The organism is Streptomyces sp. MCA2 (genome assembly GCF_023544705.1).
Taxonomy (GTDB): Bacteria; Actinomycetota; Actinomycetes; order Streptomycetales; family Streptomycetaceae; genus Streptomyces; species Streptomyces decoyicus.
Genome location: NZ_JAMJFM010000004.1, coordinates 179,096 through 194,742 on the forward strand (window position 1 = coordinate 179,096; position 15,647 = coordinate 194,742).

Consider the following 15,647-nt stretch of genomic DNA (forward strand, 5'->3'; position numbering starts at 1 on the left):
ACGGGCGGTTGGCCAGCCGACCGCCCCCGCAGCGCTAAGGACCCACAGCAGTGCGTAGACCCCACATACGCAGACACCGCCTGGCCATCGCCGTCGCAGTGACGACGGCCGCAACCCTCACTGCGGGGGTGGCGGGCAGTGCCTCCGCCTCCCCCGCGGCCTCGCCGGTCGCTGCCTCCCCCTCCTCCTCAACTCCCGCCCTCCAGAAGGCCGTTGATACGGCCCGTGCCGCCGCGTACGCCCACGCCTCGGCCACCGGAGTCGGCAAGAAAGACACCCTCAAGGCCACGGACGCACTCGTCGACCCCGACGGCCGGCAGCATGTCCGTTTCGTGCGCACCCACCGCGGACTGCCGGTTCTCGGTGGTGACCTCGTCGTCCACCTGACCGCCAAGTCGGCGTACGAGAGCGTGACCCGGGCCTACCGTCATCAGCTCGACGTGTCCGACACGGACCCGAAGCTGTCGGCCGCCGAGGCCCGGACGAAGGCGGCCGCCGTGGCGAAGGGCCACGCCGGTGACGCCGAACTGGTCGTGGATGCCCGCGACAACCGGAGCACGCTGGCCTACCGGGTGCAGGTGGCCGAGAGCCGTACCGCCGAGGCCGAGGGCGCCCGTACGGTCGTCATCGACGCGGCCTCCGGAACGGTGCTGAGCAACGTCCTGGCCAACGACTCGTTCCTGTCGCCCGCCCTCCAGGCCAAGCTGCGGGCACGGGGCGAGCGGCTCAACCCGTCGACCAGCATGCTCGCGCCCACCGCGCCCGCCACCGACAAGGCGGCCAAGGCCAACGGGTTCCCCTCCGCGGCCACCGGCTCCGGCGCGTCGTTCTTCGTCGGCAGTGTGCCGCTGTCGACCACCCGGACCGCGAAGAACTCCTTCACCCTCAAGGACTCCACCCGCGGCAACACCGAGACCCGGGACGCCGGCGACAAGGAGCTGGACAAGTTCGCCGACGGCAAGGCGTTCACCAGCACCACCAACCGCTGGGGCAACGGCACCACGAGCAACCGGGCGACCGCCGCCGTCGATGCCCAGTACGGCATCGCCAGCACGCTGGACTTCTACAAGAAGACCTTCGGCCGCAAGGGCATCAAGAACGACGGCCGCGGGGCGCGCGCCCTGGTGCACTACGGCAAGAAGGTCGGCAACGCCTACTGGTCCCCGGACTGCGGCTGCATGCTCTACGGCGACGGCGACGGCAAGACGTTCGCCAAGCCCCTGGTCGTCCTGGACGTCACGGGCCATGAGCTCAGCCACGGCGTCGTCGACGCGACGGCCAACCTCCAGCCCACCCGCGTCGACGCCGAAGGGAACCAGTTCGGCGAGCCCGGCTCCCTCAACGAGTCGCTGGCGGACATCTTCGGCAGCGCGGTCGAATTCTCGACCAACAACCCGAAGAACCCGCCGAACTATCTGATGGGCGAGAAGCTCGGCCTGGAGCAGAAGTTCCTGCGCCGTCTGGACAAGCCGTCCCTCGACAAGCTCGAAGGCACGGTCGACTACTGGTCGAAGGCGTCCTACGACACCGAGGTGCACGCCGGCTCCGGTGTCTCCTCGCACGCCTACTACCTTCTCGCCGAGGGAAGCGGCAAGAAGACGATCGGTGGCGTCACCTACAACTCGCCCACGTACAAGGGCTCCAAGGTGACGGGCATCGGCCGGAGCAAGGCGACGGCGATCTTCTACCGGGCGCTCACCCGGTACATGGTCTCCACGACCGACTTCCATGACGCCCGGACCGCGACCCTGCGCGCGGCCAAGGACCTGTACGGCGCCGGGAGCACCGCGTACAAGACGGTGGACAAGGCCTGGGCCGCGGTGAATGTGACGGCGGCCAACACGCCCTCCGCCAAGCACTGATCCGCTCCGGACCAGGCACGGTGTGGTGCCCTCGCCGCTCGCGGGGGCACCACACCCGGCCCGTCCACGGGTCAGGGGGTGTCTCCCCGGCCTCCGTGGAGACACCCCCTGACCCGTCGCCCGCGGGTCCCTCCGGTGATTCTCGACGGCACGGCCCACGGGATCTACGTTGAGATCATGATCAGCGATCGCACGAGTGGCAGGCGACGACTCGGCTATCCGGTGGCGGCGGGCGTGTTCGCGATCGGCATGGCCGGGACGACGCTGCCCACCCCGCTGTACGGGCTCTATCGCGAGCAGCTCGGGTTCTCCGAGCTGATGGTGACCGTGGTCTTCGCCGTGTACGCGCTCGGCGTCATCACCGTTCTCCTCCTCGCCGGCAACTTCTCCGACGAGGTGGGCCGGCGCCCGGTGCTGTTCTGCGCGCTGGGGCTGTCGGCGGCGAGCGCACTGTGTTTCGTGTTCGAGGGCGGGCTGCCGATGCTGCTGCTGGGGCGGGTGCTGTCGGGGTTCGCCGCCGGGTTGTTCAGCGGTGCGGCCACCGCGGCCGTGCTGGAGCTTGCGAAGCCCGGCCAGGAAGCACAGGCGGGATTCGCCGCCACCGCCGCGAACATGGGAGGCCTCGGCTGCGGCCCGTTGCTGTCGGGGCTGCTGGCCCAGTACGCGCCGTGGCCGTTGACCCTGCCGTTCCTGGTGCATCTCGCGCTGGTGGCCGTGGCGGCCGTGGCGACCTGGCGCTTGCCGGAGACCGTCGAGCATCCGCACCGCCCGCGCAAACTACAGCCCCAGCGGCTGCGGCTGCCGCCCGAAGTGCGGGGCGTCTTCACCCCCTCGGCCGTCGCCGCGTTCGCCGGTTTCTCCCTCCTGGGGCTGTTCACCGCGGTCGCGCCGAGCTTCGTCGGCGAGACCCTGGGCGTGCACAACCTGGCGGTCGCCGGGCTCATCGTCTTCACGGTCTTCCTGGGATCGACCGTCGGACAGTCCCTCACGGAATGGATCGGCGTACGCAAGGCCCTGCCGGGTGGCTGTCTGGTGCTGGTGGTGGGGCTCGTGCTGGTGGCCACCTCGCTGGCCGTGAGTTCACTGCCGGTGCTGGTCATCGGCGCGGTGTGCGGCGGTATCGGCCAGGGGCTGGCGTTCCGGGCCGGCCTGACCGCCGTGAGCCGCGCGGCACCGCCCGAGCGCCGCGGCGGCACCATCTCGGCCTTCTTCCTCGTCGCCTACCTGGGCATCTCCCTGCCCGTCGTCGGCGTCGGGGCGCTCACCTTGGTGCTCGGCCTGCGCGGCGCGGGCCTGGCCTTCTCCGCCTGTGTGATCGTGCTCGCCGTGACCGTCGGCCTCTACGTACTGCGCCGGCCGCCGACGGCCGACGCCTGACCCCTCCGGCCGCCACACGAACGGCCCGGGGCCCGGACCGCACCACCGCGCCCGGACGTTCGCTCCCTCTCCCTCGTGCCCTCCTCCTGGCGCGTCACGGTGCGGACATCACCGTCCGGACGGGTGCGGGGCAGAGGGAGTGCTACGGGCTCGCGTCCCCGCACCGGGCGTGAGCCGCACCTGGAGCCGCGCCGGGCCCCGGGTGAACACCCCCGCGTCGGGGGGTGCCGTCTCCCCGGCGAAGTCCATGGCGGGGAAGGCGTCGAGCAGTTGGTTGACGCCGACCTCCATCTCGGTCTTGGCCAGCAGAGCGCCCACGCAGAAGTGCCGGCCGAGGGCGAAGGCCACGTGGTCGGCGGCGGCGCTGAAGGCCGTGGCGGGGGTCAGGTCGGTGCGGAAGACGTTGAAGGCGTTGGGCCGGGCGTAGTGGCGCTCGTCGCGGTTCGCGGAGCCGATCAGACAGGTGACCGTGGCGCCCGCGGGGACCGTACCGCCGCTGAGGATGACATCGGCATCCGGCTGACGCATGATCATCTGGACCGGCGGGGTGTAGCGCAGGGTCTCGGCGAAGGCCGCGGTGACCAGCGACCGGTCGGCGCGTACGGCGGCGAGCTGGCCGGGGTGGGCCAGCAGGTTGCGGAACAGGGAGCCGAGGGCCTTGTCTGTCGTTTCGCCCCCGGCGGCCAGCAGCAGGCTGACGAAGGACGTGATGTCCTGATCGTTCATCCGGGTGCCCTCGACCTCTGCGGTGCAGAGGGTGGAGAGCAGGTCGTCGCCGGGTGCGGCTCGCCGTTCGGTCAGCACCGGCCGCAGGTAGGCGGAGAGCTCTTCGCCGGCGCGCAGGCCGGCGGCCGCGACCTCGGGATCCTGGCTCAGGTTGCCCAGGAACCCGACGACGGATTCGTACCAGCCGTGGAAGCGGTCGTGGTCGGCCCGGTCCAGACCGAGCATGTCGACGATGACGTTGATCGGGAAGCGCGTCGCGAACTGCGCCACCAGATCGGCCTCCGCGTCCTCGCGGAAGGCGTCGATCAGCTCCCGCGCGTTGCGCTCGATGACCGGCAGGAACTTCTCCCGCAGCTCCCGCCCCCGGAAGGCGGGGGCCACCAGGGCCCGGCGTACGGCGTGCTCACGGCCGCTCATCTGGGGCAACGTCCGGCCGCCGTGCGCCGGTTCGATCTGCCACTCATAGTTGTCGCTGGTGAACACCGGCTCGCGGAAGGCCCGTGCCACGTCCTCGTACCGCGAGAGCAGATAGCTGTCGGTGCCCTTGTCGTGGAAGAGCGGGTAGTGCGCGCGCAGGATGCGGTACGCGGGGTACGGGTCCGCCGCGAACTCCGGTGACAGGATGTCGGGCGGCGGAGGGATGGTGGTCACAACACGTCCTCGGCTTCCCCTGGTGGAAATCGGACTCGGACGGTGGTGCACGGCCGGCTTGCGACGCTAAGGCACGGCGTCGTGCCCGTCCAGAGCGCCTCCACGGGAAGGCAGGCGGGTACCGGCGGCCGTCTCAGGGAGGGTCGGCCGACCAGGACGGGACCTCGCCTGCGCAGGGCCGCCGGGAAGCACGGCAGGGCCGATCACCACTCGGATGGTCGGCCGTCTTCACCCTTCTGCCTCTCACGACACGCTCTTCCGGCCGAGGCCGGAAACGCTGAGATCCACCGATCCTTCGATCCAGCAGCCTCCCCGTCGAGGCGGAGAAGTGAGAATCGCATGGCCGCACCACCCGCCCCGGGCTCGCCGAGCCGCCTCCGCCGTGGGTCTGCCGTCACCTTCCTGCTCATCGCGTTGTTCCTCACCACCGCCGGGCCGGCCGCCGCCGACGGCGGTGCCGCCACGCCGACCGCACCACGGGCCCTGGCAGCAACGGGCACCAAGCCCCTGGTGTTCATGGGGCTCGGCACGATTGCCGGTCTGACCGTGGTCGCCGGAGCGGGGCTCATCGCGAGTGTCCGCAGACGGCGTGGCGCCGACGCTCCGCCGACGGACCGCTGCTGACCGTCCCGAGAACAGCCACCTCCCGGCTCCCACGGCCACGTCCCGCACACCGGTGAACGGCAGGAAGGACCGACTGCATCATGGGCACCATCACCACCACCGACGGCACGGAGATCTACTACAAGGACTGGGGGGCCGGCCGACCCGTCGTGTTCAGCCACGGCTGGCCGCTGAACGCCGACGCCTGGGACGACCAGATGCACGTGGTCGCCTCCCACGGCTTCCGGGCGGTCGCCCACGACCGCCGCGGACACGGCCGCTCCGGCCAGCCGTGGCACGGCAACGACATGGACACCTACGCGGACGACCTGGCACAGCTGATGGAGGCCCTGGACCTGCGGGAGGCGGTGCTGGTCGGACACTCCACGGGCGGCGGTGAAGTGGCCCGCTACATCGGCCGTCATGGCACCGGCCGGGTGGCCAAGGCGGTCCTGCTCGGCGCCGTCCCGCCGCTGATGCTCAAGACCGAGGCCAACCCGGAGGGGCTGCCCCTGGAGGTCTTCGACGAGATCCGTGCCGGTGTCGCCGCCGACCGTTCGCAGTTCTACAAGGACCTCAGCGAGAGCTTCTACGGTGCCAACCGGCCCGGTTCCACCGTCTCCCAGGGAGTCCGCGAGGCGTTCTGGCTCTGGAGCATGCAGATGGGGATCAAGGGGGCGTACGACTGCGTCAAGCAGTTCTCGGAGACCGATTTCACCGAGGACCTCAAGCGGTTCGACATCCCGACCCTCATCATCCACGGCGACGACGACCAGATCGTGCCGATCGTGGCCGCCGGCCAGAAGTCGGTGAAGCTGGTGAAGGATGCCACGCTCAAGGTCTATCCGGGTGCGCCGCACGGCCTCTCGGCGGTCGGCACGTACAAGGACGACTTCAACGCCGACCTGCTGGCGTTCCTCAACAGCTGACGGGCGGCCCCCGGCGTGCGGCCCGCACATGCAGCCGGTGCCGGCCGATCGGACCTGTGGTCGTCTCGGCCGGCACCGGCTGGACAGCTTTCCGGCTTACCTCCCGTTGCGGCCGCGGTCGCCCCAGCCCCAGCCGCCGTTCTCGCAGCCCTCGCTGAAGACCGGGCCGACCTGGTCGAGGACGCCCGCGGAGAGCCAGCAGGAGCCGTAGTGGCCGTGGCCGCGGTGGTGCTTGTAGTGGTGGCCGTGGTGCTTGTCCTTGTGGTCCTTACCGTGAGCCAGGGCGGCGCTCGCACCGCCCAGGACGATAGTGGTGGCCAGGGCGGTGGCTGCGATCGCGGCGCGGATGCGCATGTCTGCTCCTCAGGAGGATCAAAGGGGTATATCGACCTTTTCAGGGATCACCTTCACGGAACCTCCCAAAACCTTACTCCCCGTCAATTGCGTGAGTCGGAGTAACCGCCCACCGGACCGACAAGAAGAGTGCGCCCGGCCACCGCGGCATCGGCCGGGCACCGCTGAAGGACCTTCATGCCTCCAACTTGCAGACAGGTACGGCCTGTTCACCGTCGCCACGGCCGCCCGGCGCGAGGGGGAGCGAACGCTGCCCCTGCGCCGGGACCGTCTTCCAGGAATTTCCTCAGGGATGTCGCCCGTTCGGGGAGCCGAAACGGGCTCGCCACCACCGGCTTGATGGAGCGTCAGCTGTGCGCCGCTCAGGCCCCCTCCGGCGCCTGCCCGGCCACCTGGGGTACGGGGCGCGCACTCGGGCGCAGCCCCAGTGTCACCAGCGCCACGGCCACGGCGAGGAAGGCGGACAGCACCGCGAAGCCGGTCACGCTGGACCCGGTGACATCGGTCAGCCAGCCGACCAGGTAGGGCCCGGCGAAGCCGCCGAGGTTTCCGAGGGCGTTGATCAGCCCCATCGCCACGGCCACGACTTCGAAGCGCAACAGCTGGCCGGGGATCGCCCAGAACGGTCCGTACGGCGCATAGACCGCGGCGGCCGTCACACACAGCAGCAGCATCCGGGGCAGGGCACCGTCCACCGCCTGTCCCAGCAGCAGCGCGGCGATGCCCACGACGAGCGGGACGGCCACCGCTCGGCGCCTCCTGCCCGTGCGGTCGGACCAGGCGGCATTGGCGATCATCACGATCAGTGCGACGGTGAACGGGATCGCGGTGAGCGCTCCCACCTCGGTGGGCGATCCGTCGTGCGTCAGCTCCTTGATGACCGACGGCAGCCACAGGTTGAAGCCGTAGAAGCCGGTGATCCAGAAGAAGTAGACACCGATGAGGACGAGGACCGATTTCTGTTTGACCGCGTCCAGGTACGAACCGCTGCCCACCGACGGTTTGGCGGCTTCGTCGGCGGCGATCGCGCCTTCCACATGGTCGGCCTCGGCACGGGAGATCCACCGGGCCCGCGCGGGCCGGTCGGCGACCGCGAACCACCAGACCACCGCCCACACCAGGGGCGGGATGCCCTGCATGACCAGGACCCAGCGCCAGGTCCCGTGGTCGAGCATCCACCCCGACAGCGGCGCCATCAGCACCGAGGAGAGCGGCAGACACGCCATCCACAGCGCGTTGGCACGGGCCCGCTCGCGCAGTGGGAACCACGAGGCGAGCAGGATGAGGACGGCGGGCCAGACGCCGCCCTCGAAGAGGCCCAGCACGAAGCGGGCCACGTAGAACTGCGACTTGGTCTGTACGAGACCGGACAGCGACGCGGCCACGCCCCACGCCAGCATGAGGATGAGGACGGTCTTCCGGGCGCTCCAGCGCTGGGCGAGGATCGCGGCCGGGATCTGGAGGAAGACATAGCCGACGAAGAAGATGCCGCCGACCAGCCCCTTGTCGGCGTTGGACAGCTCCAGATCGCCGTGCATGTACGGGAGGATGACGGAGACATTGTTCCGGTCGAGATACGCCAGCATGTACATGATCGCGGCGACCGGGATGACGTACATCCAGCGCTTGGCGGGGGGCGCGGGCGAGGTCTGCGGGATCGACTGCGGTTTCGACTGCGGCTTGGCATCCGTCACTGGGCGGCCGCCGTTCCGTACGCGGCCCGGATCCGGTCGGTGAAGCGGCTGAAGCCGGCGGCGGCCCGGAAGGCCGCGGCCATCGTGCCGTGTGAGGCCCGGCCGCTGCCGGCGATGTCGAACGCGGTGCCGTGGTCGACGGAGGTGCGCAGGATCGGCAGGCCCACGGTGACGGACACGGTGCCGTCGAAGTCGACGGTCTTGGCAGGGATATGACCCTGGTCGTGGAAGTGCGACAGCACTCCGTCGAAGCGGCCTTCGAGGCCCTGGTGGAAGACCGAGTCGGCCGGGATCGGTCCCACGACCCCGAGGCCCTCGGCGGCCGCCTTCTCCACTGCCGGACGCAGGACGGTGATCTCCTCGTCGCCGAAGTGGCCGCCCTCACCGCCGTGCGGGTTGATCGCGGCGACGGCGAGCCGGGGCTCGTCATGGCCGAAGACGCGCAGTGCGGTGGCGGCGTGACGGATGCTCGCGGCGACCCGTTCCTCGGTGATCTGGTCGAGCGCCTTGCGCAGGGCGAGATGGCGGGTGGTGAAGAAGATCTTGAGGCCGCGGACCACGAACATGGTGTCGAAGTGCGCGGCGCCGGTGAGTTCGCCGAGCATCTCGGTGTGACCGAGGTGCGGTGAACCGGCCGCCCAGATCGCCTCCTTGTTGATCGGCGAGGTGACGACGCCGTCGACCTCGCCGGCCAGCGCGGCGCCGGTGGCGGCCTCGATCGCGGCCACGGCGGAGCGGCCCGCCACCGCGTCGACCGTGCCCCAGGGGAGGTCGGCGGGGGCGATGCCGAGGTCGAGCACGTCGATGGTGCCGGGCTCGAAGCGTGCCTCACCGGGCGTGCCGACCGCGTTCACCTCGACGTCCAGACCGCAGACGGCGACGGCGCGGCGCAGTACGGCGGCGTCGCCGACGGCGAGTCCGCGGCCGAGTGCGGTGGTCGCCGGGTCGGCGAGGGTGCGGGCGGTGATCTCGGGGCCGATCCCGACGGGGTCGCCGAGGGTGACGGCGAGGAGCGGCAGCGGGCCGTCGGAGGCGGGACGGCCGGTGGCGGCCGTCCGGTCGTCGGTCGCCTGCTGAGGGTGGGTCATGGGGTCGCCTTTCGGGGTGCCGTGTTCAGGTCGTGCTCAAGGTGGGGCCGAGGGTGTGCCGGGTGCAGGCCGCGCGCAGGTGTTCCAGGCAGTCGCGGGCGGCGTCGGGGCCGCCGATGAGACCGCCCTTCGTGGCGAAGAGCAGTCCGTCGTGGGGGCCGCCCACCAGGTGTCCCGCGATGGCGAGCGGCAGCACCTCGGTCTCGATGGCGAAGCCGTCGGCGCCCAGCGCCGAGGTGACCGCCGTGGCGACATCGCCGCCCGAGGCGTAGAGGCCGCCGGGACACAGCTCGACGACCGCGCGGCGGGCGATCTCGGCGAGCGCGTGGAGGATGCGTGCGGCGGCGCCGGGGTCGGGAGCGGATCCGGCGGTGGTCAGCGGATCGGGAGCCACCCGTACGCCGAGCACCGTGGCCCCCTCCCCCGCCGCCGCGCGCAACTCCGCCAGCACCGCGCCGGGATCCGGCGCGGCGGGGTCGAGCTCGGCCCAGCGGGCGCCGAGCGCGGTTTCCGTACGGGCGAGCTGGGTGCGGGTGCGGTCGGTGACGCTGCCGACGACCGCCAGGATGGGGGCGGGTGCGCCGCCTTCGGGCCGCAGGCCCAGCTCACCGGCGAGGGCCGCGCCGAACGGTCCGGAGTCCAGCGCCACCCAGCGGATACGGTCCTCGACGGCGAGGCGGGCGGCGGCCACCGCGACCGTGCGCAGATGGGCGTTCTCGGTGGCGTCGCAGACCACGGTCTCGGCCGGGCTCGCCCGCAGCGCCGCGGCCACCGCGTCGGGGCCCCGCTCCACCACGTCCAGGGCGAGTTCGCCCGTGCTGCGCCGGCTCTGTGCGCCGAGCACGGCCGCGACGCGTGAGTGCCGGACGGGATCGAACGGATCACGCGCCACGGCCGTACGGGTGAGCGGGACGCCGTCGACGAGGTGCAGACCGCCGACCGTGCTCCGGCCGGCGTCGGGGAAGGCGGGAACGGCCAGCGTCCGGATCCGGGCCGCGGGCTCGCGGGCGGCGAGGACGTCCACCACCGCGTCGAGTTCGCTGCCGGGGTTGCCGCGCAGGGTGGTGTCGACGCGCTTGACGATCAGGGGGGCGTCGCCCGCTGTTTCGGCGGCGGCCCGGACGGCCGCATGGGCGCGATCCGGGGACCAGTGCCGCGAGGCGGTGTTGATGACGAGGACGTCCACCCGGTCCGCGTAGCGCTCCACTTGGGTGAGCGCGCCGACGGTGACGGCCCGCAGGCCCAGTCGCGCATAGAGCGCGCCGGTGGCATTGCTGCCGGTGAGGTCGTCCGCGATGACGAGCACCTGGGCCACGAGGTCTCCTCCTGTCGGCTCCGGTGCCGCCGAGGACCCCGAAGTGACCGGACCACGCATTTTTGATTGCGCGGTTCACGCAATTCAGAGTGGCTACTCGGCGAACGGGCTGTCAAGAGGTGTGCACTCAGGCGCTCTCGACGGGCGCCTGGGCACCGTCCGCGGCGCTGCGCACCGACCACCCCGCATCCGTGAACGCGGCCACCTCCCGCTCGTCACCGCCGGAGATCAGGCCCGTGCCGGCCGGCATCGCCGCCCAGTAGGGGAAGCCCCCTCCCGCGCCGAGCTTGGAGTGGTCGGCGAGCACCCAGGCGGCACGGGCACACTCGGCCATCGTCTCCTTCAGCGCGGCCTGTTCGGGATCGGGGCAGTTGATGCCGCGGCGGGGGTCGAGGCCGTCGACGCCGAGGAAGGCGATGTCCGGGGTGAGCCGGCGCAGCGCCTGTTCGGTCCGGGTGCCCAGCAGCGACTCGTTGGGGCGCCGCAGCCGGCCGCCGAGCACCACGACCTCCACCTCCGCGTCCGCCAGCTCGACGAGCGTGGACAGGCCGTTGGTGACGACGGTCAGATCGCCGCGGTCCCGCAGCTCATGCGCCACCCGGGCGACGGTGCTGCCCGCGTCGAGAAGGACGACGTCACCGCTGCGGACCAGCGCGGCGGCGGTGCGGGCGATGGCGTCCTTCTCGCCCGGCTGCTCGTGCTCCTTGTCGTGCCAGGAGCGTTCCACCGCGCGGGGGTCGACCGCGCCGCCGTAGGTACGGGTGATCCGGCCGAGCGCGGCCAGCGTCGCCAGGTCGCGGCGGACGGTGGACAGCGAGACATCGAACTCGGCGGCGAGATCGTGCACGCTGATGTCCCCGGCGCCGAGCAGTTCCACCATCCGCTCGCGCCGGCGCCGGGTGGCCGAGCGTTCCCCACTGGTCACTTCGCTGCCCGCCTCTGTCTGCCGTCGCCTGCCCGGCACCCCGTTCGGGGCGCCTCTCAAGTTGCGCGTTTCACGCAATTCGAGGTTAGCAGTCGAGGCGACAGCGGCGGCGGTGACCGCGGCATGGTGGCCGCGGTCAGGCGAGGATCTTCGCCTTGGCCTTCTGGAACTCCTCTTCCGTGATGTCGCCGTGGTTCTTCAGGTCGGCGAGCTTCGCCAGGGAATCCGCATGGCTCGTCCCCTCCCCGGTCGCGACGGTGTCCCGGAGGTAGGTCTGAAGCTGCTTTTGCTGCCGCTCGGCCTGGGCGACCTCCCGATCACTCATCCCGTGGCCACGCGCGATCACATAGATGAAGACGCCCAGGAAGGGCAGCACGATCACCAGGATCAGCCACCCCGTCTTGGCCCAGTTGTTGAGGTCCCGGCTGCGGAAGATGTCACCGATGATCCTGAACAGCAGGATCAGCCACAGGACCCACAAGAAGATCAGGCACATCGTCCAGAATGCGTTGAGCAGCGGGTAATCCATCACAGCCTCCTCGTACGCTCGGGGCCCCCGGACTCATCCGTCCCTCGGCTCAAGCATCCTCGTCGTCGTCCTCCACCGCGACCAGGTCGATGCCGGTGAGCGCCTGTTCCGTCCAGATCACCTTGCCGCTGGTGGTGTAGCGGGTCCCCCAGCGTTCGGCCAGTTGGGCGACCAGGAAGAGGCCGCGGCCGCCCTCGTCCGTGGTGGCGGCCTGCCGCAGATGGGGTGAGGTGCTGCTGCTGTCGGAGACCTCGCAGATCAGGGAGGCGTCGCGGATCAGTCGTACGCGGATCGGGCCGGAGGCGTACCGGATGGAGTTGGTGACCAGTTCGCTGAGGATCAGCTCGGCGGTGAACGCCTCCTCCGCCAGGCCCCATTCGATCAGCTTGCGGACCGCGGCGGCCCGTATCTGGGCCACGGCCGAGGGGTCGGGCGGCACCTCCCAGTCGGAGACATGCGCGGTGTCCAGTACCCGGGTGCGGGCCACCAGCAGCGCGATGTCGTCGCTGGGGCGCTCCGGCAGCAGCGCGCCGAGCACGGCCTCGCAGGTCTCCTCCGGAGTGCGGCCGGAGTGCTCGGCCAGGGTGCGGCTCAGCAGCCCGATGCCCTCGTCGAGGTCCCGGTCCCGGTCCTCGACGAGCCCGTCGGTGAAGAGCACCAGCCGGGTCTCCTCGGGCAGTTGCCGCTGCCAGGTCTCGAAGGGCAGCCCGCCGAGCCCGAGGGGCGGGCCGCCGGGCACCTCGGCGGTCTCGGCGGTGCCGTCCGGCAGCAGCAGCATGGGCTGGACGTGGCCTGCGCGCGCCATGGTGCAGTTCCCGGACGCCGGGTCGTAGATCGCATAGAGGCAGGTGGCTCCGGTGACCGAACCCTCGGCTTCCTCGGCGCCCTCGTCCTGGTCGATGCGGGTGACCAGTTCGTCGAGGTGCCAGAGGATCTCGTCGGGCGGCAGGTCCAGGGTGGCGAAGTTGTGCACGGCGGTACGCAGCCGGCCCATGGTGGCGGCGGCGTGCAGTCCGTGCCCCACGACGTCGCCGACGACGAGCGCCACCCGGGCACCGGGCAGCGGGATGATGTCGAACCAGTCGCCGCCCACGCCGCCGAGCCCGCCGAGCCCGGCCTGTGCGGGCAGATAGCGGTAGGCCGCCTCGACGGCGTTCTGCTCCGGCAGGCCGCGCGGCAGCAGACTGCGTTGCAGGGTGACGGCCATGGTGTGCTCGCGGGTGTAGCGGCGGGCGTTGTCGATGCTCACCGCGGCGCGGGCGACCAGTTCCTCGGCGAGGGAGAGTTCCTCGTCCTCGAACGGCTCCGGCTTGTCCGAGCGCCAGAAGATCACCACGCCGAGGATGACGCCACGGGCGCTCAGCGGCACCGCGATCCTCGAATGGATGCCGTGCGCGACGATCTTCCTGGCCCGGCCGGGACTCTGGAGATGCCAGCCGGAGAACGCCGCCAGATCCGCTTCGAGGGCCGCCTTTCCGCTGGTGAGGCTGGCGCCGAGGGCGGTGGCCGGCTCGAAGCGGATCAGCTTGCCGACGGGGTAGAGGCCGCTGTCCGCGGGGGCGCCGCTGGTGGCCGTACGCCGCATCTCGATGGCCGCGCCGGTGGGGGCCGTCGGCTCCTCGCCGATCAGCACGTCCTCGGCCAGGTCGACGGTGACGATATCGGCGAACCGGGCGGAGCCGAACTCCGCGAGTTCCTCGCAGGTGCGCACCACGTCGAGAGTGGTGCCGATCTCCGTGCCGGCGTCGTAGAGCAGCTTCAGGCGGCCGCGGGCCACATCGGCGCGGCCGGTGAGCGCCCGCAGCTCGGTGGTGTCCCGCAGCGTCGTGACGCTGCCGGGCGGTCCGCCGGCCTGCTCCGTGGAGCGCTGGTTGATGGCCAGCAGCCGTTCGCCGACCGGGTGGACCTCGTCGGTGACGACCCGGCCGGAGGCCAGCAGGCGGCGCGTGGCGGGGTCGAGTCCGAGATCGGCGACCGGGCGCCCCTCGACGTCCGCCGACAGGTCGAGCAGCCGGCGTGCCTCGTCGTTGGCGAGCAGCAGACAGCCGTCGCCGCCCACGATGATCACGCCTTCGCGCACCGCGTGCAGCACCGCGTCGTGGTGCTCATACATCCGGGTCATCTCGGCGGGGCCGAGGCCGTGGGTCTGGCGCCGCAGGCGCCGGCTCACCAGCGCCGTACCGCCGGTGGTCAGCAGGAGGATGCCCGCGGCGGCGCCGAACAGCAGCGGGAACTGGTCGTCGACGACACCGCTCACCCGGTTGACGGTGATTCCGGCCGAGACCAGCCCGATGACCTTGCCGTTGTCCTTGCCGCTGTGGCCGTAGACCGGCACCACGGCCTGGACGAGAGGACCGATGGTGCCGGTGATCTTCTCGGTGACCACATGGCCGGACAGTGCCGGTTGCAGGGTGCCGACGAACTTCTTGCCGATGCGGTTGGGGATCGGGTGGGTGTAGCGGATGCCCTCGGTGTTCATCACGACGATGAAGTCGACCTCGGAACTCTTGCGCGCGGCCTCTGTCCGCGGCTGGAGCACCAAGGTCGGATCGGCGCTCTTCAGCGCTGTCTCGATGCCCGGCGCATTGGCGAACGCTTCCGCCACGGCGACGGATCTGTTGCGGGCTTCGCGGTCTCCGTCGGCCCTGGATTGCAGCACAAGCGCCGCAATGGCGGCGGCGACGAGCAACACCACGATCGCCACCTGCAGGAGAAAGACCTGACCTGCGACAGTTCGCATCCTGAGAACCGAACGCGGGCGGCCGTAGCGTCCGGCCATGTCCTCTTTCTACACCTCCCGCATACGGTGGGCGAGCCGCGCGATGCGGAGCGCAGCAGCGGTCAGGGCCCGCGCTGCGCCGGGCGGCCTCACGGGCTGTCCGAGGATGGTCCCGTGATCCGGGGCCGGGCGCCAGAGGGCGGGAAGACCCCCGGGTAGGTTTTGCGGCTACGCATATGCGACAGTATTCGACGAAGAGGACATACGCGGCGGCCGCGTCGCGCCACGGCACTGGGTACAAATCGCCCAGGGGTCGGATGGTTCATGTAACTCTTCCCACAGGCCCGGCGGCTTGCCTGACAGGTGTCTACCAGTCGGGTGAGTGCGGCGCCGGCGCAACATGCCTGGTCAGCCGCTTCGTCCGAGGGACGGAGCCGGCCCGGGGACGGCACCCGCGTCCTCTCTGCCCTCGTCGGACCCGGCGAGGCGGTATGAGACGTTCGTGGGCATGCATGTTCCCGAGGAGATCCGAGCCGAGGCGGCCGCGCTCATCGACCACCACGCGCTCGGTCTGTGGAAGCCCCACGACGCCGACCGGCGAGCCGCCGTGGCGTTGTACCGCTTCCTCGAAACCGGTCAGCCGCTCACCGGCGAGCAGATCCGGTCCGCCCTGGCGCACGAGGAGCCGGCGGCCGACATGAACGAGCGGCTGCGGGAGCTGCTGCACGGGACCGCCGGGCTGCTCGACGACGCAGCGGTGGCCGAGGGCCCCGACGGGCGGGACGCCGTCGACCACGTATGCCTTCTTCTGGACGCGCTCGCGCTCGCCGCACTCACCGGCCGGTAAAGAAAAGAAGGCCCGCCCGGGCCAAGGC

General features: G+C 71.2%; 13 protein-coding genes. 5 read left to right on the plus strand and 8 right to left on the minus strand.

Going from position 1 to position 15,647, the window contains the following annotated elements; translation table 11 throughout:
- Positions 1-50 precede the first annotated feature (50 nt).
- A complete protein-coding gene (locus M8I34_RS05220; RefSeq protein WP_250048111.1) occupies positions 51-1,862 on the plus strand; it encodes a M4 family metallopeptidase in 1,812 nt (603 codons plus the stop codon).
- 177 nt (positions 1,863-2,039) lie between these two features.
- Positions 2,040-3,239: an MFS transporter gene (locus M8I34_RS05225; RefSeq protein WP_250048112.1), complete on the plus strand. Its 1,200-nt coding sequence runs from the start codon at positions 2,040-2,042 to the stop codon at positions 3,237-3,239.
- Between the two features lie 108 nt (positions 3,240-3,347).
- On the opposite strand, the gene M8I34_RS05230 is transcribed toward M8I34_RS05225, so the two are convergent.
- A complete protein-coding gene (locus M8I34_RS05230; RefSeq protein WP_250048113.1) occupies positions 3,348-4,616 on the minus strand; it encodes a cytochrome P450 in 1,269 nt (422 codons plus the stop codon).
- Between the two features lie 339 nt (positions 4,617-4,955).
- On the opposite strand from M8I34_RS05230, the gene M8I34_RS05235 reads away from it, so the two are divergent.
- Positions 4,956-5,240, plus strand: a complete 285-nt coding sequence (locus M8I34_RS05235; protein ID WP_250048114.1) for a hypothetical protein — start codon at positions 4,956-4,958, stop codon at positions 5,238-5,240.
- A gap of 80 nt (positions 5,241-5,320) precedes the next feature.
- Positions 5,321-6,148 carry an alpha/beta fold hydrolase gene (locus M8I34_RS05240; RefSeq protein ID WP_250048115.1) on the plus strand — a complete coding sequence of 276 codons (828 nt, stop codon included), beginning with the start codon at positions 5,321-5,323 and terminating at the stop codon, positions 6,146-6,148.
- A gap of 96 nt (positions 6,149-6,244) precedes the next feature.
- Here the strand turns inward: M8I34_RS05240 and M8I34_RS05245 are convergent, their stop codons facing one another.
- The 7 genes from M8I34_RS05245 to M8I34_RS05275 form a co-directional block, all read right to left on the minus strand.
- Entirely contained in the window at positions 6,245-6,502 is a 258-nt protein-coding gene (locus tag M8I34_RS05245) for a hypothetical protein (RefSeq protein ID WP_250048116.1), read from the minus strand.
- 362 nt (positions 6,503-6,864) lie between these two features.
- Positions 6,865-8,196, minus strand: coding sequence for an MFS transporter (locus tag M8I34_RS05250; protein ID WP_250048117.1), 1,332 nt, complete (start codon positions 8,194-8,196; stop codon positions 6,865-6,867).
- Positions 8,193-9,284, minus strand: a complete 1,092-nt coding sequence (pdxA, locus tag M8I34_RS05255; protein WP_250048118.1) for a 4-hydroxythreonine-4-phosphate dehydrogenase PdxA — start codon at positions 9,282-9,284, stop codon at positions 8,193-8,195. The genes M8I34_RS05250 and pdxA overlap by 4 nt, the downstream gene beginning before the upstream one ends.
- A 25-nt stretch (positions 9,285-9,309) precedes the next feature.
- Positions 9,310-10,599: a four-carbon acid sugar kinase family protein gene (locus tag M8I34_RS05260; protein WP_250048119.1), complete on the minus strand. Its 1,290-nt coding sequence runs from the start codon at positions 10,597-10,599 to the stop codon at positions 9,310-9,312.
- Between the two features lie 127 nt (positions 10,600-10,726).
- On the minus strand, positions 10,727-11,524 hold the full coding sequence (locus M8I34_RS05265) for a DeoR/GlpR family DNA-binding transcription regulator (protein WP_250048120.1): 798 nt from the start codon (positions 11,522-11,524) through the stop codon (positions 10,727-10,729).
- A gap of 136 nt (positions 11,525-11,660) precedes the next feature.
- The gene (locus M8I34_RS05270; RefSeq protein ID WP_244417148.1) at positions 11,661-12,053 is read right to left on the minus strand and encodes an SHOCT domain-containing protein; all 393 of its coding nucleotides are present in this window, start codon (positions 12,051-12,053) and stop codon (positions 11,661-11,663) included.
- A 49-nt stretch (positions 12,054-12,102) separates the two neighbouring features.
- Positions 12,103-14,832: a SpoIIE family protein phosphatase/ATP-binding protein gene (locus tag M8I34_RS05275; RefSeq protein WP_250048121.1), complete on the minus strand. Its 2,730-nt coding sequence runs from the start codon at positions 14,830-14,832 to the stop codon at positions 12,103-12,105.
- 448 nt (positions 14,833-15,280) lie between these two features.
- Here M8I34_RS05275 and M8I34_RS05280 point away from each other — a divergent pair, with 448 nt between their 5' ends.
- A complete protein-coding gene (locus M8I34_RS05280; protein ID WP_250048122.1) occupies positions 15,281-15,619 on the plus strand; it encodes a hypothetical protein in 339 nt (112 codons plus the stop codon).
- Positions 15,620-15,647: the final 28 nt, after the last annotated feature.

Bases quoted from the DNA above. Each gene is read 5' to 3' on its own strand.
- M8I34_RS05225 (WP_250048112.1), top strand. From the start codon at position 2,040: ATGATCAGCGATCGCACGAGTGGCAGGCGACGACTCGGCTATCCGGTG.
- M8I34_RS05275 (WP_250048121.1), bottom strand. From the start codon at position 14,832: ATGGCCGGACGCTACGGCCGCCCGCGTTCGGTTCTCAGGATGCGAACT.
- M8I34_RS05245 (WP_250048116.1), bottom strand. From the start codon at position 6,502: ATGCGCATCCGCGCCGCGATCGCAGCCACCGCCCTGGCCACCACTATC.
- M8I34_RS05240 (WP_250048115.1), top strand. From the start codon at position 5,321: ATGGGCACCATCACCACCACCGACGGCACGGAGATCTACTACAAGGAC.
- M8I34_RS05280 (WP_250048122.1), top strand. From the start codon at position 15,281: ATGCATGTTCCCGAGGAGATCCGAGCCGAGGCGGCCGCGCTCATCGAC.
- pdxA (WP_250048118.1), bottom strand. From the start codon at position 9,284: ATGACCCACCCTCAGCAGGCGACCGACGACCGGACGGCCGCCACCGGC.
- M8I34_RS05235 (WP_250048114.1), top strand. From the start codon at position 4,956: ATGGCCGCACCACCCGCCCCGGGCTCGCCGAGCCGCCTCCGCCGTGGG.
- M8I34_RS05270 (WP_244417148.1), bottom strand. From the start codon at position 12,053: ATGGATTACCCGCTGCTCAACGCATTCTGGACGATGTGCCTGATCTTC.